Origin of the sequence: Halocynthiibacter sp. (genome assembly GCF_049608145.1) — a bacterium.
Lineage (GTDB): Bacteria > Pseudomonadota > Alphaproteobacteria > Rhodobacterales > Rhodobacteraceae > Halocynthiibacter.
The window spans coordinates 46,907-63,544 of sequence record NZ_JBMYXF010000003.1; the positions used below are offsets into that span (position 1 = coordinate 46,907).

Annotated in this window: 15 protein-coding genes; 12 read left to right on the forward strand and 3 right to left on the reverse strand. The window is 54.5% G+C overall.

The features are described from left to right. Positions 1 to 9: 9 nt before the first annotated feature. Positions 10 to 1,524, reverse strand: a complete 1,515-nt coding sequence (locus ACPGUT_RS02070) for an aldehyde dehydrogenase family protein (protein WP_423988584.1) — start codon at positions 1,522 to 1,524, stop codon at positions 10 to 12. A 93-nt stretch (positions 1,525 to 1,617) separates the two neighbouring features. Continuing rightward, on the reverse strand, positions 1,618 to 2,535 hold the full coding sequence (locus tag ACPGUT_RS02075; protein ID WP_423988585.1) for a LysR substrate-binding domain-containing protein: 918 nt from the start codon (positions 2,533 to 2,535) through the stop codon (positions 1,618 to 1,620). 114 nt (positions 2,536 to 2,649) lie between these two features. Here ACPGUT_RS02075 and ACPGUT_RS02080 point away from each other — a divergent pair, with 114 nt between their 5' ends. The 9 genes from ACPGUT_RS02080 (at position 2,650) to ACPGUT_RS02120 (ending at position 14,658) form a co-directional block, all read left to right on the forward strand. Then, positions 2,650 to 3,714 (forward strand): saccharopine dehydrogenase C-terminal domain-containing protein, encoded by a 1,065-nt coding sequence (locus ACPGUT_RS02080; protein ID WP_423988586.1) that lies wholly within the window; start codon positions 2,650 to 2,652, stop codon positions 3,712 to 3,714. Positions 3,715 to 3,716: 2 nt separating this feature from the next. Next, positions 3,717 to 4,925, forward strand: a complete 1,209-nt coding sequence (locus ACPGUT_RS02085; protein WP_423988587.1) for a pyridoxal phosphate-dependent aminotransferase — start codon at positions 3,717 to 3,719, stop codon at positions 4,923 to 4,925. A 4-nt stretch (positions 4,926 to 4,929) separates the two neighbouring features. After that, a complete protein-coding gene (locus ACPGUT_RS02090; RefSeq protein ID WP_423988588.1) occupies positions 4,930 to 6,144 on the forward strand; it encodes an acyl-CoA dehydrogenase in 1,215 nt (404 codons plus the stop codon). A gap of 114 nt (positions 6,145 to 6,258) precedes the next feature. Continuing rightward, positions 6,259 to 8,445, forward strand: a complete 2,187-nt coding sequence (locus ACPGUT_RS02095) for a thiamine pyrophosphate-dependent enzyme (protein WP_423988589.1) — start codon at positions 6,259 to 6,261, stop codon at positions 8,443 to 8,445. Next, positions 8,446 to 9,486: an ACP S-malonyltransferase gene (locus ACPGUT_RS02100; RefSeq protein WP_423988590.1), complete on the forward strand. Its 1,041-nt coding sequence runs from the start codon at positions 8,446 to 8,448 to the stop codon at positions 9,484 to 9,486. A gap of 70 nt (positions 9,487 to 9,556) precedes the next feature. Next, positions 9,557 to 10,675: an aminodeoxychorismate synthase component I gene (locus ACPGUT_RS02105; RefSeq protein WP_423988591.1), complete on the forward strand. Its 1,119-nt coding sequence runs from the start codon at positions 9,557 to 9,559 to the stop codon at positions 10,673 to 10,675. Next, a complete protein-coding gene (locus tag ACPGUT_RS02110) occupies positions 10,648 to 11,283 on the forward strand; it encodes an aminotransferase class IV (RefSeq protein WP_423988592.1) in 636 nt (211 codons plus the stop codon). The genes ACPGUT_RS02105 and ACPGUT_RS02110 overlap by 28 nt, the downstream gene beginning before the upstream one ends. A gap of 76 nt (positions 11,284 to 11,359) precedes the next feature. Further along, positions 11,360 to 13,138 (forward strand): aspartate--tRNA ligase, encoded by a 1,779-nt coding sequence (gene aspS, locus ACPGUT_RS02115; RefSeq protein ID WP_423988593.1) that lies wholly within the window; start codon positions 11,360 to 11,362, stop codon positions 13,136 to 13,138. A gap of 128 nt (positions 13,139 to 13,266) precedes the next feature. Continuing rightward, on the forward strand, positions 13,267 to 14,658 hold the full coding sequence (locus ACPGUT_RS02120) for a multicopper oxidase family protein (RefSeq protein ID WP_423988594.1): 1,392 nt from the start codon (positions 13,267 to 13,269) through the stop codon (positions 14,656 to 14,658). 9 nt (positions 14,659 to 14,667) lie between these two features. Here ACPGUT_RS02120 and ACPGUT_RS02125 read toward each other — a convergent pair whose 3' ends face one another. Next, positions 14,668 to 15,384: a response regulator gene (locus ACPGUT_RS02125; protein ID WP_423988595.1), complete on the reverse strand. Its 717-nt coding sequence runs from the start codon at positions 15,382 to 15,384 to the stop codon at positions 14,668 to 14,670. Between the two features lie 226 nt (positions 15,385 to 15,610). Here ACPGUT_RS02125 and mce point away from each other — a divergent pair, with 226 nt between their 5' ends. The 3 genes from mce to ACPGUT_RS02140 are packed head-to-tail and all read left to right on the forward strand — an operon-like array spanning position 15,611 to position 16,636. Then, a complete protein-coding gene (gene mce / locus ACPGUT_RS02130; protein WP_423988596.1) occupies positions 15,611 to 16,015 on the forward strand; it encodes a methylmalonyl-CoA epimerase in 405 nt (134 codons plus the stop codon). Next, a complete protein-coding gene (locus ACPGUT_RS02135) occupies positions 16,015 to 16,308 on the forward strand; it encodes a DUF1467 family protein (protein WP_423988597.1) in 294 nt (97 codons plus the stop codon). Before mce ends, ACPGUT_RS02135 begins: the two co-directional genes overlap by 1 nt. 4 nt (positions 16,309 to 16,312) lie before the next feature. Next, positions 16,313 to 16,636, forward strand: coding sequence for a hypothetical protein (locus ACPGUT_RS02140; protein ID WP_423988598.1), 324 nt, complete (start codon positions 16,313 to 16,315; stop codon positions 16,634 to 16,636). Positions 16,637 to 16,638 lie beyond the last annotated feature (2 nt).

The window sequence follows — 16,638 nt, forward strand, 5'->3', positions numbered from 1 at the left end:
TAAGGGAGTTTAGCCAATGTCGAAAGATACGCCCTGTGCCAGTGGCAGTTCGCGGGAGTAGTTCACGGTGTTGGTTTGGCGACGCATGTAGGCTTTCCAGGCGTCAGATCCGCTTTCACGACCGCCGCCAGTTTCCTTTTCGCCGCCGAATGCACCACCGATTTCCGCACCGGATGTGCCGATGTTCACATTGGCGATGCCGCAATCAGATCCGACAGCAGACAGGAAGGTTTCCGCTTCGCGCACATCCAACGTGTAGATGGTGGATGACAGGCCCGCGGTCACGTCGTTTTGCATGTCGATCGCGTGATCAAGATCGCTGTAGGGCATGACGTAAAGCACGGGCGCGAAGGTTTCTTCGCAAACGATGCCTTTCTGTTCTTTCAGCTCGACCATGGCGGGGCGACGGTAGAAGGCATCGGGGTGACCCGCGTCAACCAATTCACCGCCAGTGACCTTGCCGCCCATGGCTTTCGCGGCTTCAATCGCGGAGGCCATTGCGTCGGATGCGTTTTTGTCGATCAGCGGCCCAACCAGAGAATCGGTGGTCAAGGGCGAGCCAACAGTCACAGATTTATAAGCAGCGGCGAGGCGTGGCACGAATTCTTCCCAGATGGATTCGTGAACGAAAACACGACGTTGCGATGTGCAACGCTGGCCTGCTGTGCCCATGGCACCAAAGGCGATGGCGGCCAAAGCCATGTCTTGATCGGCGGAGGGGCAGACGATGCCCGCGTTGTTGCCGCCAAGTTCCAGGATGGATTTGCCGAAGCGCGCCGCAACACGTGGACCAACTTCGCGACCCATGCGGGTGGACCCAGTGGCGGAAATCACCGGTACATCTGTGCTGTCGACAAGGGTTTCGCCCAGGTCACGATCACCCAGCAGAAGCGTGTGCAGACCATCCGGTGCGTCATCGCCAAAACGGGCCATCGCGCGTTCAAAGACCGATGCGCAGGCAAGCGAAATCAGCGGTGTTTTTTCGGATGGTTTCCAGATCACCGGGTCACCACAGACGATGGCAAGGGCGGCGTTCCAGGACCAAACAGCCGCTGGGAAGTTGAACGCGGAAATCACGCCAACCGGGCCAAGCGGATGCCATTGTTCCATCATGCGGTGGCCGGGGCGTTCGGTTGCGATGGTCAAGCCATACAATTGACGCGATAGACCGACTGCGAAATCGCAAATGTCGATCATTTCCTGGACTTCGCCAAGGCCTTCTGATGGGATTTTGCCGACTTCAATAGAAATGATGCGACCAAGGTCTTCTTTGGCAACGCGCAACTCTTCGCCCAGCAGACGAACCAATTCACCGCGACGCGGTGCGGGAACGGAACGCCAGGCTTTGAAGGCCGCTTTGGATTTGCTGATCGCGGCCTTTGCCATGTCTGCAGACATGTCGTTGACGGCGGCGATCTCGGTGCCGGTCACGGGGCTGATCACCTTGCGGGTGCCGCCTGTATAGGCAGATTTATCCACGCCAAGGCGGGAAAGAATGTCGGAAATTTCGCGGGTAACGTCCATGGGAAGGGCCCTTTAAGTTGGAATTTGGACCCAATATAGCGCAATCTCCTTAGGAGAAAAATGTCGGAAAATTTGCATATGAGTGCAAAAAACTCATTTAGATTTGGAATTGATATCTTTTGACACCATGGTTTTCACCCATCGCGCAAAAGCCTGTGCCATGGGGGATGTCGCGCCCGCTGGGGTGACCAACCAATAGGCGTTATCTGTGATGACCGGATCTCCTGGCAATGGGATTAACGCGCCACTTTCCAGTTCCTTTTCAATGAGATACCGTGGCAATAGGGCTGCGCCAAGGCCATGGCTGGCAGCGGAAATGATCATGGAAAACTGGTCAAACTGTTTGCCGCGCGGGAAGCTTGGGGAATCGACACCCTGCAAGCGAAGCCATTCCGCCCAATGGCCAGGGCGGGTTTCAAGGTGCAAAAGCGGGGCGTCTGCGATGTCCTGGGGCTCGGCGTTGGTAAGGTTTTGTTCATTGATGAAGTCCGGGGCCGCAACGGCCAGGATTTCTTCACCGCAGAGACGTGACATTTGCGTGTCGGGCCAATCGGCGGATCCGTGGTGAATGGCCAGATCGAAGCGTTCCGCGTCAAAAGAAAACGGGCGCAGGCGGGTGGAAAGGCTGATCTCGACCTCGGGGAATTTCGCCTCAAATTCGGGCAGGCGCGGGATCAACCAACGGCTGGCAAAGGTTGAAAGCGTGGCGATGCGCAGGGCTGTGCGGGCGTTGCCCGCCGTCACGGCACGACTGACGGTTTGTTTGAGGCGGTCCAAATCCAAGGCCAGGGCGCGGGCAAATTCGCCGCCCGCATCTGTCAAAGCAACGCGACGGCCATTGCGCCGAAACAGCGAAAACCCAAGCTGCGCCTCAAGGTCTTTGACCTGACGGGAAACCGCGCTTTGCGTGAGGTGCAGCTCTTCGGCGGCCAGGGTGAACGACCCATGACGGGCAGCGCATTCAAAGGCCCGCAAAGCAGCGAGAGAGGGCAGGGCGCGGGAGGGAATCATTGGATATCCTTCATTCCTTAAACTCATGAATTATTGCAAAGTTAGCTATTTCAGCATGAAGGGGCAATTGCTATCGTCACGTCAAAACCGGAATTATTTACAAAGGTGACCAGCATGAAGAAGATCGCGACACTTGGCTTAGGTAAAGTTGGAACGCTTGCAGCGACGCTTTTGAAGGAAGCGGGTTTTGAGGTGGCGGGCGTTGACATGAACCTGAATGGTCGTGATTTTCCCTTTGCAACACAAGCGCTTGACCTATCTGACGCCAGCAACCTGCGCACATTGTTTGGCGAAGTCGATGCGATCTTGTCCTGTCTGCCGTATCATCTGAATACCGAGATTGCCAAGGAAGCGCATGCCGCTGGAATTCATTACTTTGATCTTACCGAAGATGTGCCAACCACCCAGGCGATTATTGAATTGTCAAAGACGTCCAAAGGTCTGATGGCGCCGCAATGTGGGCTTGCGCCGGGCTTTATTGGCATCGTGGGCGCGGATCTGATTGAGCAATTTGACGATTGCCGCAGCTGTAAAATGCGCGTGGGGGCCTTGCCGCAAAATCCAACCGGTTTGATGGGTTATGCCTTCAACTGGTCGCCTGAGGGCGTGGTCAATGAATACCTGAATGATTGTGAGGTTATTGAGGGCGGCGAACGCAAGTGGGTTTCCCCGATGGAATGGCTGGAAATGCTATATATCGACGGCGTGAAACTGGAAGCGTTCACGACCTCTGGCGGGCTTGGCACCATGTGTGACACCTACCTTGGGAAAGTTGATAACATTGATTATAAAACAATGCGTTACCCCGGGCATATGGATCAGATGAATTTCTTCTTCCATGAACTTTTGATGCGGGACCGTCGTGCCGAGGCGGGCGAAATCCTCGTCAATGCGAAACCGCCTGTTGAGGATGATGTGGTTTACGTTCATGTTGCCGCAGAAGGCATGGCGGATGGGCGGATGCAGCGTAAGGAATTTGTGCGCGGTTATCGCCCGATTGAGGTCGCAGGTGAGATGCGCACCGCCATTGCTTGGACCACTGCGGGAAGCGTGGTGGGCGTGATTGAAATGGTGCGTGATGGCGTGCTGCCAGACAAGGGTTTCCTGAAGCAGGAAGACATCCCGCTGGACGCATTTCTTGCGACAAAGACAGGCGGCCTCTACGCCGCGAAGGGTTAAGAATGGCTGAATTTATCAGATCAGATCGCGCGGCATCGCTGCAGCTTTCAGAAATTGTTAAGATTTCCGAGGCCGCACGGGCCCGCCAAGCCGAAGGTCACCCTGTGTTGACCTTTGGCACGGGTGAACCGGATTTCAAAACCCCGGAAAACGTGATTGCGGCGGCGCATAATGCGGCCCTTGCTGGGGACACGGGATATCCGCCGACTGCGGGCAAACCAGCCTTGCGCGAAGCGATTGCGATGGATGCGGAACGCTTCTGTGGCTTCCGCCCTGAGATCGCGGAAATCATGGTTTCAACCGGTGCGAAACAGGTCATTCACAACGCTTTTGCCGCGACCGTGAACCCGGGTGATGAGGTCATCATGCCCGCGCCATATTGGACGTCCTATGCGGATATCGTGGATTTTTGTCAGGGTGAAATGGTCACTGTGCCTTGCGGCGCGGACCAAGGTTTTCGCCTGACGCCGGATGCGCTTGAAGCTTCAATCACGGATAAAACCAAGTGGTTGATGTTGAACACGCCGGGCAATCCATCCGGTGCGATGTATTCTGGGGAGGATCTGGAAGCTTTGGCGGAAGTCCTTCGCAAACACCCGCATGTTTGGGTGATTGCCGATGAAATTTACATGCATGTGACTTATGAACCCTTCACATCTTTCCGCAAAGCCGCCCCTGATTTGGCGGATCGCACGTTGATTGTGAATGGCGTTTCAAAGTCTTACGCGATGACGGGCTGGCGTTTGGGCTGGGGCATTGGCCCAGTTGATCTGATCAAAGTGATGACCGCGATCCAGGGGCAATGTACATCTGGCGCGTCGTCCATTTCGCAGGCGGCGGCGTTGGAAGCACTGACCGGCCCACAAAATCTGCTGGCAGAACGCTGTGATGCCTTCCGTGTGCGCCGCGATATGGTGGTGGATGCGTTGAACGCGATTGATGGGATCACCTGCGAAGTGCCGGGCGGGGCGTTTTACGTTTACCCGAACTGCGAAGGGTTGTTTGGCCGTACGACATCTGGCGGGAAGCTGCTCGAAAATGACGCGGACGTCTGCGAATTTATCCTGAATGAGGGCAATGTTGCGCTTGTGCCGGGCCGGGCCTTTGGGCTTGGTGGGCATTTCCGACTGTCTTACGCCTATTCAGATGCTGATTTAACTGAAGGCTGTGCGCGGATCGCGCGGGCCGTGAACGAACTTAAAGGAGCCTGATGCCATGGCTGGAAATCTATCCCCGCAAAGCAAACCTGATCTGGGAAAATTCACCTGGGAAGACGCCTTCCGCATGGATGAGCAGCTGTCCGAAGATGAGCGCATGATGCGTGACGCGGCCTTTGCCTATTCGCAGGAAAAGCTGGCGCCACGTGTCACAAATGCTTTCGCGAATGAAGAAACCGACCCTGCGATTTTCGCGGAAATGGGCGAGATGGGCTTGCTTGGCATTACAGTGCCTGAGGAATACGGCGGGCTTGGGTCCAGCTATGTGGCCTATGGTCTGGTTGCGCGTGAAGTGGAACGTGTGGACAGTGGATATCGGTCTATGATGTCTGTGCAGTCATCCTTGGTGATGTATCCGATCTATGCGTATGGGTCTGAAAAACAACGCAAAAAATATCTTCCTGGCTTGGCTGCAGGCACGTCTATTGGCTGTTTTGGTTTGACGGAACCTGATGCGGGTTCTGACCCTGCGGGCATGAAAACCGTCGCGAAAAAGACCGATGGCGGCTATGTGTTGAACGGCTCCAAAATGTGGATTTCGAACGCGCCGATCGCTGACGTGTTTGTGGTTTGGGCCAAATCCGAAGCCCATGGCGGCAAGATCCGTGGCTTTGTCTTGGATAAGGGCATGAAAGGTCTGTCCGCGCCGAAGATCGAAAATAAAATGTCGCTGCGTGCGTCTATCACCGGTGAAATCGTGATGGCGGATGTGGAAGTTGGTGAAGACGCGTTGCTGCCAAATGTTGAAGGTCTGAAAGGCCCGTTTGGCTGTCTGAACCGTGCGCGTTACGGTATTTCTTGGGGTGCTATGGGTGCTGCGGAAGCTTGCTGGCATGCGGCCGTGCAATATGGTTTGGACCGCAAGCAGTTCAATAAACCCTTGGCGCAAACGCAGCTGTTCCAGAAAAAACTGGCGGATATGCAGACGGAAATTACCCTTGGTTTGCAGGGCAGTTTGCGGGTTGGTCGTTTGATGGACGAAGGCAATGCAGCGCCTGAAATGATTTCGATCATGAAGCGCAACAACTGTGGTAAAGCCCTTGATATTGCACGCATGTCGCGGGATATGCACGGCGGCAATGGCATCAGCCTTGATTTCCACGTGATCCGCCACATGGTGAACTTGGAAACTGTGAACACCTATGAAGGCACGCATGATGTGCACGCGCTGATCCTTGGTCGTGCGCAGACCGGTTTGCAGGCGTTCTTTTAAATATTGGCCAGCGGGGGCAGCCCCCGCACACGACTCCCAGTGGGGGCCAGCCCCCACACCCCCGGAGTATTTTCGGCAAGATGAAAGGGGCAAGTGGCCCCGGAAGGATAAGTCATGGATCGCGCGGATATTGTGCATGAGGCGTTTCTTGAGCGGCTGAGTTCTGGGGCATTGCCTGGGGGCGCTGCTGCGGAAGGGCCATTGTTGGCGGAAGAAGCTGTGGCGATTTTTCGGGCGCAATGCCTGTCGCGCAACCTTGATCGGCGGTCGCGCAAAATGCAGGCGGCAGGGCAGGGTTATTACACGATTGGGTCCTCTGGGCATGAGGGGATGGCGGCGGTTGCGTCGGCTTTGCGCCCGGATGACATGGCGTTTTTGCATTACCGGGATGGGGCGTTTCAAACCCGTCGATCAGCCCAAGTTCCAGGGACGACGCCCGCTTGGGATATGTTGTTGAGCTTTGCGACTTCTGTGGAGGATCCGATTTCGGGTGGTCGCCATAAGGTGTTGGGATCAAAGGCGTTAAACATTCCGCCGCAGACCTCGACCATTGCTTCGCATTTGCCGAAAGCAGTTGGCGCGGCCTATTCTGTGGGGCTTGCGAAACGTGTGAAGCCGGAACATCAGGTGTTGCAGGACGACAGCATTGTGATGTGTTCTTTTGGCGATGCGTCATCAAACCATTCCACGGCGCAAGGGGCGATTAACACGGCTTGTTGGACGTCTTTTCAATCGGTTCCGATGCCTTTGCTGTTTGTCTGTGAAGACAATGGCATTGGGATTTCAACGCGTACCCCGCGCGGTTGGGTTGCGGCGAATTATGAGAACCGTCCGGGGTTGAAATACTTTCACGCCAATGGGCTGGATATTTATGACACCTGGCGTGCGGCGCGTGCGGCGGCGGACTATGTGCGGTGTCACAAGAAACCGGCGTTTTTGCATCTGACTTTGGTGCGCCTGTATGGGCATGCCGGGTCGGATATGCAGCAGACCTATTTGTCGAAGGATATCTTTGAGGCCTGGGAGGGTGAGGACCCTTTGATGCATTCGGCGCGGCTGTTGCGGGATGCGGGGATCTTGTCTGCGGATGAGATTAAGGCGATTTATCTGGAGGCCGAGACGCAATGTACCCGGGTTGCGGAACAGGTTGTGACGCGGCCCCGCTTGAAGACGGCGGAAGATGTGATGGCGAGCATTGTGCCACCTGCGCGCGATTGTGCGCCAAGCAATGGGGTTGCTGTCGCGGATCGCGAAAAGGCGTTTGGTAAGAGCGACTTGCGCGCGATGAATGAGCCGCAGCCGATGTCTCGTTTGATCAACTGGGCCCTGACGGATCTGATGTTGGAACATCGTGAAATTGCCTTGATGGGCGAAGATGTCGGGAAAAAGGGCGGCGTGTATGGGGTGACGCAGAAGCTATGTGATCGCTTTGGGCCGGACCGGGTGATTGACACATTGCTGGATGAGCAGTCGATTTTGGGACTGGCGATTGGCATGGCGCATAATGGGTTTGTGCCGATGCCAGAGATCCAATTTCTGGCTTATCTGCACAATGCGGAAGACCAAATTCGGGGCGAGGCTGCGACGCTTTCGTTTTTCTCAAACGGTCAATATACCAACCCGATGGTGCTGCGGATTGCGGGACTTGGGTATCAAAAAGGCTTTGGCGGACATTTCCACAATGACAATTCCCTGGCCGTTTTGCGCGATATTCCCGGTGTGATTATTGCTTGCCCAAGCCACGGTGCGGATGCGGCGAAAATGCTGCGCGAATGTGTGCGATTGGCACGTGTTGAACAGCGCGTTGTGGTGTTTGTGGAACCGATTGCACTGTATCCGATGCGCGATTTGCATGATGTGAAAGACAGTGCTTGGATGGATACATATCCCGCGCCAGATGAGACAATCGCGCTGGGCGAAGTTGGCGTAACCGGGGACGGTCCGCTGGCGATTGTGACCTATGGCAACGGGAATTACCTGTCGCAGAAAGCTTCTAAGGCTTTGGCGGATAAGGGAATTCAGACGCGTGTGATTGATATACGTTGGCTAGCACCTATGCCTGTGGATGGGATTTTGAAAGCGATTGAAGGGGCTGAAAAAGTGCTGGTTGTTGATGAATGTCGCACAACGGGCAGCCAATCGGAGGCCCTGTTGTCGATGTTGCATGAACGCTCAACCCTTCCTTCGGCGCGCCTTGCTGCGGAGGACAGTTTTATCGCGACTGGGCCTGCTTATGCGGCGACCATGCCGTCAAGTGAGAGCATTGCTGATGCTGCGATTAAACTGTGGGAGGGCAAATAAATGACCAAACAAACTGCTGTTGTCGTGGCCCCGGGGCGGGGCACTTATAATAAGGCTGAACTTGGATATTTGACGCGTCATCACGCGGATAAAGCGGAACTATTTGCGCAGTTTGACGCGTTTCGGACGCAGACGGGGCAGGAAGCAGTGACTGCGCTTGATGGGGCAGAACGGTTTTCCGGTGCGAAACATACGCGCGGGGATCATGCGTCGCCGTTGATTTATGCGGCGGCACTGGCTGATTATCAGGCAATTGATCGCGATAAGTTCGATGTTTTGGCGGTGACCGGCAATTCGATGGGCTGGTATATCGCGCTGGCCTGTGGCGGTGCATTGTCACCGATGGGCGGGTTTGAGGTGGTGAACACCATGGGCACGCTGATGCAGGAAAACCTGATTGGTGGGCAAATTATTTACCCGTTTATGGATGACAATTGGGTGGGAATCCCAGGACGCCGGGCTGAGGTTTTTGCCAAATGTGCTGAGATTTCTACGCGGGCGGATCATGTGTTGGGCCTGTCGATTGATCTTGGCGGGATGTTGGTTTTGGCAGGGAATGAGGCCGGATTGGTGGCCTTTGAACGTGAAATGCCACGACTGGAAGACCGTTTCCCAATGCGCCTGCCCAATCACGCGGGCTTTCATACGCATTTGCAGAAACCCGTTGCAGAACAAGGGCGTGCGCGTCTGGATGCGGGATTGTTTGGCCAACCTGAGATGCCTTTGATTGATGGACGTGGGGCGATTTGGGCCCCGGGTGCTGCGAATAAGCACGCGCTTTGGGATTACACCCTTGGGCATCAAGTTTATGAACCCTATGATTTCACCGCAGCCCTTCGTGTGGCGGCGCGTGAGTTCATGCCGGATGTGTTTATCGTGCTGGGACCAGGCGGTACGCTTGGTGGGGCGGTGGCGCAAAGCTTGCTGATGGCTAACTGGCGGGGCATGTCGAATAAGACGGGCTTTCAGGCGGAACAAGCGCAGACACCGCGTCTGCTTTCGATGGGACGTGAAGATCAGCGGGCGCTTGTGACTGGTTGAGCGTCGCATTATCATCTTGCGGGTACGCCCTTTCGCGTTATGAGGGGGCGGCAGCAGAAAGGTAAGCGCCGTGCAGGGTGAGATTTTCTTTGATGACGGCCCGCTGGGGCAGGGCGCAGGCGGAACCTGGTTTCGCGCGCCCAAACGTATCATTTCTGCGCATTCGCCGGAAGAAGTGCCTGCTGCCATGGCCGCCCTGAACGAAGCCGAAGCTGCCGGGGAATGGTTGGCGGGCTATGCGTCTTACGAGCTTGGGTATGCGCTGATTGATAAGTTGCAGGATCGTATGCCGGCAAAACGGGACACGCCGCTATTGTGTTTTGGCGTCTTTGCGGAACCTCAGCCGGGCGGCGCGTCAAATGTCGGGCCCGCTGCGCTGACGATTCCCGCGCCGCGTTGGGATCTTGCAGGTTATCGCAAGGCCTTTGATGAGGTGAAGCGCTATATCGGCCAGGGTGATTGTTATCAGATCAACCTGACTTTCCCTATGGATGCCGAAATGTCTGGCGACGCAAAGGTGTTGTATGGCATGTTGTGTGATCGTCAGAAGGTCAAGCACGGGGCCTTTGTGGATATGGGCGGGGCCACCTTCTTATCGCGTTCGCCAGAACTGTTTTTCCGTACCCAAGGTGGTGTAATTGAGACATTGCCGATGAAAGGCACTGTCGCGAGGGGGCTGACGCCGGAAGAAGATGCTGCGCGTATAAAATGGCTGCAGAATGACGAAAAGAATCGTGCCGAAAACCTGATGATTGTTGATCTTTTGCGGAATGATATCAGCCAAGTTTCTGTGCCGGGCACTGTGAAAGTGCCTGAGTTGTTCGAAGTACAAACATTCGCCACAGTGCATCAGATGGTCAGTCGAGTGCGTGCGAACTTGGCTCCCGATCAGGGAGTGGCAGAAATCTTTCAAGCGCTGTTTCCTTGTGGGTCTATTACCGGTGCACCCAAAATCCGAGCGATGGAGATCATCAACGATCTCGAAGATGATCCACGCGGGATTTACTGCGGCGCGATTGGCTGGTCCGGCCCCGGCGGGCAGCGCAGTTTTAACGTAGCGATCCGCACGCTTAGTCTGTTTGACCAGGGTCGTGTGCGCTTGAATGTCGGAGGTGGTGTCGTCTGGGACAGCACCGCGCCCAGCGAATATGAGGAAGCCCTGTGGAAAGCCCGTTACGCCGAGATATGATCCCTGAGGGGTTAGAGGTTATTGAAACCTTTGGACGAACCATTACAGGCGAAATGCCGCGTCTGGAGCGTCATATTGGCCGTATGTGTCTGACCGCGCAGAAGTTGGGTTTCGATTTCTCGGCGCCAAAGGCCCGGGAAATGGTAGCTGGCATAAGCGGAGACGTTGCCATGCGTTGCAGGTTTTCCCTGACGACGCAGGGGCTGACACTGACTACCGCGCCCATTAGCCAGACCATGACATCCTGGAAAGTCATGATGTCTGATGTAACTTTGGATGAAAAATCACTGTGGCGCGGTATGAAAACATCGCAACGGCAGATCTATGATAGGGCCCGTGCAAACCTTCCTGGTGGTGTGGATGAGATGATCTTTCTGAACAGTCGCGGCAATGTGGCCGAGGGAACGATCACCAATATCTTTGTTCTGGACGACGATGGGATCTTATTAACACCACCGGTTTCTTCCGGGGCCTTGCCTGGTATTTTACGTGCTGAACTATTGGCGCAGAACAAGGCAAAGGTCGCCCGATTGGGGGTAGCCGATCTGGAACAAGGCAGGCTTTATTGCGGCAATAGCTTGCGAGGACTGATAAAAGCAGGGTTCTGACGCTGCTTGCTTGACTTTTGCGCCTGTCTCCTGTGTATCAACCCGGACGAATTATTTACCCTGAAGGGGACGCGAAATGCACGCTTACCGCAGCCAGACCTGTGCCGAACTCAACAAATCCCACGTGGGCGATAATGTGCGCCTCTCCGGCTGGGTACATCGGGTGCGAGATCACGGCGGCCTGCTGTTTATCGATCTGCGCGACCATTACGGTATCACACAGGTGATGGCCGACCCGGACAGCCCTGTGTTTTCTGAGCTTGAAAAAGTACGGTCTGAGTGGTGCATTCGCATCGACGGCAACGTCATGGCGCGCGATGAAAGTCTTGTAAACAAGGCTATCCCAACCGGTGAGATCGAAGTTTTCATTCGTGATCTTGAGGTTCTAGGTTCCGCGCAGGAACTGCCTTTGATGGTGTTTGGTGATCAGGAATATCCTGAGGAAACCCGCCTGAAGTATCGTTATTTGGATCTGCGTCGCGAAAAGATGCAGGAAAACATGATCCTGCGGTCTGATGTTGTTGCCAGCATCCGCAAACGCATGTGGGATCGTGAATTCCGCGAATATCAGACCCCGATCATCACAGCGTCATCCCCTGAAGGTGCGCGCGACTTCCTCGTGCCGTCCCGCCTGCACCCGGGCAAGTTCTACGCCCTGCCACAGGCACCACAGCAGTTTAAACAGCTGATCATGGTTTCTGGTTTTGATAAATACTTCCAAATCGCGCCATGTTTCCGCGACGAAGATCCGCGTGCGGATCGTTCACCAACAGATTTCTACCAGCTTGACCTTGAGATGTCCTTTGTTGAACAGCAAGACGTGTTTGACACGATCCAACCTGTTTTGACCGGTGTGTTTGAAGAGTTTGGCGGCGGCAAAAAAGTTGATCAGGAATGGGCGCAGATTTCTTATCGTGACGCGGCGCTGTGGTATGGGTCTGATAAACCTGACCTACGCAACCCGATCAAAATGGAAATTGTGTCAGAGCATTTTGAAGGTTCTGGTTTTGCGATCTTTGCCAAGCTTCTGGAACAAGAAGGCACGCAGATTCGTGCGATCCCTGCACCTAAAGGTGGATCACGTAAGTTCTGTGACCGTATGAATAAATTCGCGCAGCAAGAAGGTCTGCCTGGCATGGGCTATATCTTCTGGCGTGATCAGGGCGAAGGTCTTGAAGCTGCTGGTCCATTGGCGAAAAACATCGGTCCTGAACGCACAGAAGCGATCCGTCAACAATTGGGCCTTGGCCTTGGCGATGCGGCGTTCTTCTTGGGCGGTAAGCCGAAGGCGTTTGAAGCCGTTGCGGGCCGTGCGCGTAACGTGATTGGCGAAGAACTTGGCTTGACCGACAAAGATCGTTTTGCTTTCGCTTGGATCGTTGATTTTCCAATCTACGAGAAAGATGAAGAAACCGGCAAGATTGACTTTGAACATAACCCGTTCTCTATGCCGCAAGGTGGTATGGAAGCGCTGAATGGCGATCCGCTGGACGTTCTGGGTTATCAATATGACTTGGCCTGTAACGGTTATGAATTGGTGTCTGGTGCGATCCGGAACCACCGCCCCGAAATCATGTATAAAGCTTTTGAAATCGCGGGTTACGGCGAAGATGAGGTCAATAAACGTTTCGGCGGTATGGTTAACGCGTTCAAATATGGCGCCCCGCCCCACGGTGGTTGTGCGGCAGGTATCGACCGTATTGTGATGCTTTTGGCTGAGCAGGATAACATTCGCGAAGTGATCATGTTCCCGATGAACCAACGTGCGGAAGACTTGATGATGAACGCGCCAAGTGAGGCCATGAGCGATCAGCTGCGTGAGTTGAACCTGCGTGTGGTTCCTCCGCAGGACTAAGTGATTGGCGATAGGCCCCGGGGCATTTGTCGCATTGAAAATTGGCAGGATCAGGTGTTGTTCTGGTCCTGCCGCAGCCAGTCTCTGATCGGGGCAAGCCAGGCAGGCTATGCAACAGGGGGCAGGTAATGCAACGACGTGATTTTCTGAAAATGAGTATGGCAGGCGCAACGCTTGCTGGTGGCAGCTCCGCGCTTTGGGCGACTGGCAGCGGTTCAGTAGTGGAACACCTGAAGGTACAGCCTGCGAAATACGGGTTGATGCCCGGCAAAATAACCGAAGGTATGGTCAGCGTGTTTCCGGATGCGCCACCGCCGGTGTTACGCGTGAAGCAGGGCGAGATTTTTATTGCAGATGTCGAAAACGGTATGGACGATTACACAGCTATGCATTGGCATGGGTTGCGTATCCCGAATGCAATGGATGGCGTACCTTACCTGACGCAATTTCCAATCGGCCCCAGTGAAACCTATCGTTATGAATTCACACCACCGGATGCGGGCACCTATTGGTATCATCCGCATTGCATGACCATGACGCAAATGGCCCTGGGCCTGACGGGCGTTCTGGTGGTGGAAGAAGCCGATGATGTAGGCTTTGACAGTGACGAAATCCTGAACCTGCGTGATTTTCGTTTGAATGATGAGGGGCAATTTATCAATCTTTACACCGGTCGGGGTGCGGCGCGTGGCGGCACCCATGGCACGGTGATGGCGGTGAACTGGCAGGATGTGCAACGCAGTGATCATCAGGCCGGATCACTTGTACGTTTGCGGGTTGCGGCAACAGATACGACGCGGATTTATAAGCTATATTTTGAAGATGCGGTCGGGAAAATCATCGCCTGGGACGGTCATCCTGTCGATTATGCTGTGCCTTTTCCTGTTTCGCCAGATGTCCCCCTTATCTTGTCACCTGGGCAGCGTATGGATGTGGCTTTGCGTATGCCCGCTGTTGAAGGTGAGGTTGTGAAACTGATGGCGCGGGTGCCGGGTGGTACGCGTGAAATGGCAGTGTTGCGATCTGTTGGTTCAAATGCGGGGCGTGCGCTTTCGGATTTGAAACCGTTGCCGCGCAATCCTGTGTCTGAACCTGACTTGACGAATCCGCGCATTGAGGAATTCGTTTTTGGTTGGTCACCCGAGGGGGATCTGCCCAATAATGGTTTTTGCGGGACGTTGGGTTATACGTTTTGGTCGATTAATCGAACGCCTTGGGCGGGGGATGCATCCGAAGGAACGGCTGCGCTTGCCCGCCTGAAACTGGGGGAAACGGTGGTTCTGCGTCTTCGCAATGAAAGCCCGAACCTGCATCCCATTCACCTGCATGGGCTTGCGTTTCGTCCGATCCGGTCCAACAAGCGCGAAGTATTGCCCAATATGACGGATACTGCTTTGTTATTGAAAGATGAGGTGCTTGAGGTCGCTCTCGTTGCTGATAATCCGGGGAAGTGGGCGTTTCATTGTCATGTGATTGAGCACCAGAAAACCGGGTTGGCGGGGTACATTGAGGTAATCTAACACATGCCGTCAGATCGTGCCTCCTGCCGCGATACGTTCCTGAACCAGGCCGTTTAAGTGCGACAGATCAGAACGCAACTGCGCGCCCTGATTCTTATGGCGGGCCAAGCGTTTTGCAGCTGTTTCCAGAGGTTCATCTTCTGCACTACGGGCAAGCCCGCCAAGAAACTGAGATACATAATCCAAGGTGTCACTGTCGGGAGAGGCATCCAAAACGGATGCAATATGTGTCAGGTCATCACGATAGGCAATCAGATCGGGTTCAATGTCTGCATCGTTGCTGTGCCGTGGCCCATTGGGGCGGCGATCTTCAGGAAGTCGCGACAAGATCAGATTTTGAAATGCCATCAGGCTATTGATCGGCTTATCGAGAAAGGCATCTGCGCCAGCTTTCAGCGCCAGGTGTTCACCACCCGGATCGCCTGATGTTCCCAGAAGCATACCAACACGAGGTGCAGAGTTATGCAATTCTGTGATCAGTTCTTCGCCGGATCCATCGGGCAAGCCAAGATCAACAATCACAACGGAGGGGCGGTAAACTTGAAGATGTCGCCGTGCAGAGGCCAGACAATCCGCACGTCGGATGCGGGCGCCAGAACGCAGGCACAACAGGCGCATTGCTTCGCAGGCGAAACGGCTGTCTTCCACAACAAGCACGGTTAATCCGGCCAATGGGCGTTCCGCGGTTGGCACCTGCTTTGCCATCAGGCTTTCGAGATCGTCCATATCCTTTCCTTTCGGGATGGTGGGAACAGATCTGACATCTGATCCAGAGGAATTTTATCTTCCTTCAGTCTGGGTTGAGTCGGGTGAAGACATTGTTAACGGGATGGTCCCAATTCGATGCAAAATGCAAAAACCGCGACAGAATGTGCCAGCGGAAGACATGCAGCAGGCTTGCGTCACCAGCAAGGCAAGGTCATAAGGTTTCAAACTTTCCGGAGGAAATCTGATGATCGGTCGTCTCAATCACGTTGCCATTGCTGTGCCAGATCTGGAAGCGGCCAGTGCACAATACAAGAATACACTTGGCGCCACTGTCGGTGCACCGCAAGATGAACCTGATCACGGTGTCACCGTTGTTTTCATCGAACTGCCAAATACCAAGATTGAACTGTTGTATCCATTGGGTGAGAATTCTCCGATCAACGGGTTCCTTGAGAAAAACCCCGCTGGTGGCATTCACCACATCTGTTACGAAGTTGACGATATTCTTGTTGCCCGTGACAAGCTGAAAGCCGAGGGCGCACGGGTTCTGGGGACGGGCGAGCCTAAGATCGGTGCCCATGGTAAACCGGTGCTGTTCCTACACCCTAAAGATTTTAACGGCTGCCTTGTTGAGCTGGAGCAGATCTGATGGCGATTACATCCGCAATCGTCCTGTACGCCGTGTTCTGGTTCATGACTTTCCTTTGCGTGCTTCCTGTCCGCTTGGTCACGCAGGGCGATGATGGCAAAGTTCTGCGGGGCACGCATGCAGGTGCGCCGGTTGATCCCCAACTTAAAAAACGCGCGCTGATCACCACGGGGATTGCGGCCGTGCTTTGGGTGTTGGCGTTTTGGATTATTGTCTGGGAAATTGTCACTGTGAAAGACGTTGATTTTCTCAACCGATTGAATGCGGAACCAGAAGCTTTATCTGCAGAGTAACGCGGTGTCCGAAGTTTTCTGTCGTATCGCTTTATATGGATTTGCAACCGTCCTTGGCCTGGTATTCCTGTTGATGATGTCGGTTCTAGGCCCCGGTTGGCCTGATGGCTATCTTTCAACTTTTGACCGTTGTATGAGCCAGACCGCACCTTTCGGAATGGAACAAACTGGGCTTTCGGCGTTAGCCCTGATATTTGCCGCAGAACTGAAAAACTACCGCAAATGGATTGTACTCACGGTTGTGTGCCTGTTCGCCTTACGTTTTGCCGAATTCAGTTATTACAGCCACTACATTTGTGCCGGTCTTGAAGACGGGCAAGGTGGCTGATC

What these genes read in the sequence shown, in the direction of transcription:
- ACPGUT_RS02070 (WP_423988584.1), bottom strand. Translation starts at nt 1,524, where the DNA reads ATGGACGTTACCCGCGAAATTTCCGACATTCTTTCCCGCCTTGGCGTG.
- ACPGUT_RS02075 (WP_423988585.1), bottom strand. Translation starts at nt 2,535, where the DNA reads ATGATTCCCTCCCGCGCCCTGCCCTCTCTCGCTGCTTTGCGGGCCTTT.
- ACPGUT_RS02080 (WP_423988586.1), top strand. Translation starts at nt 2,650, where the DNA reads ATGAAGAAGATCGCGACACTTGGCTTAGGTAAAGTTGGAACGCTTGCA.
- ACPGUT_RS02085 (WP_423988587.1), top strand. Translation starts at nt 3,717, where the DNA reads ATGGCTGAATTTATCAGATCAGATCGCGCGGCATCGCTGCAGCTTTCA.
- ACPGUT_RS02090 (WP_423988588.1), top strand. Translation starts at nt 4,930, where the DNA reads ATGGCTGGAAATCTATCCCCGCAAAGCAAACCTGATCTGGGAAAATTC.
- ACPGUT_RS02095 (WP_423988589.1), top strand. Translation starts at nt 6,259, where the DNA reads ATGGATCGCGCGGATATTGTGCATGAGGCGTTTCTTGAGCGGCTGAGT.
- ACPGUT_RS02100 (WP_423988590.1), top strand. Translation starts at nt 8,446, where the DNA reads ATGACCAAACAAACTGCTGTTGTCGTGGCCCCGGGGCGGGGCACTTAT.
- aspS (WP_423988593.1), top strand. Translation starts at nt 11,360, where the DNA reads ATGCACGCTTACCGCAGCCAGACCTGTGCCGAACTCAACAAATCCCAC.
- ACPGUT_RS02120 (WP_423988594.1), top strand. Translation starts at nt 13,267, where the DNA reads ATGCAACGACGTGATTTTCTGAAAATGAGTATGGCAGGCGCAACGCTT.
- ACPGUT_RS02125 (WP_423988595.1), bottom strand. Translation starts at nt 15,384, where the DNA reads ATGGACGATCTCGAAAGCCTGATGGCAAAGCAGGTGCCAACCGCGGAA.
- mce (WP_423988596.1), top strand. Translation starts at nt 15,611, where the DNA reads ATGATCGGTCGTCTCAATCACGTTGCCATTGCTGTGCCAGATCTGGAA.
- ACPGUT_RS02135 (WP_423988597.1), top strand. Translation starts at nt 16,015, where the DNA reads ATGGCGATTACATCCGCAATCGTCCTGTACGCCGTGTTCTGGTTCATG.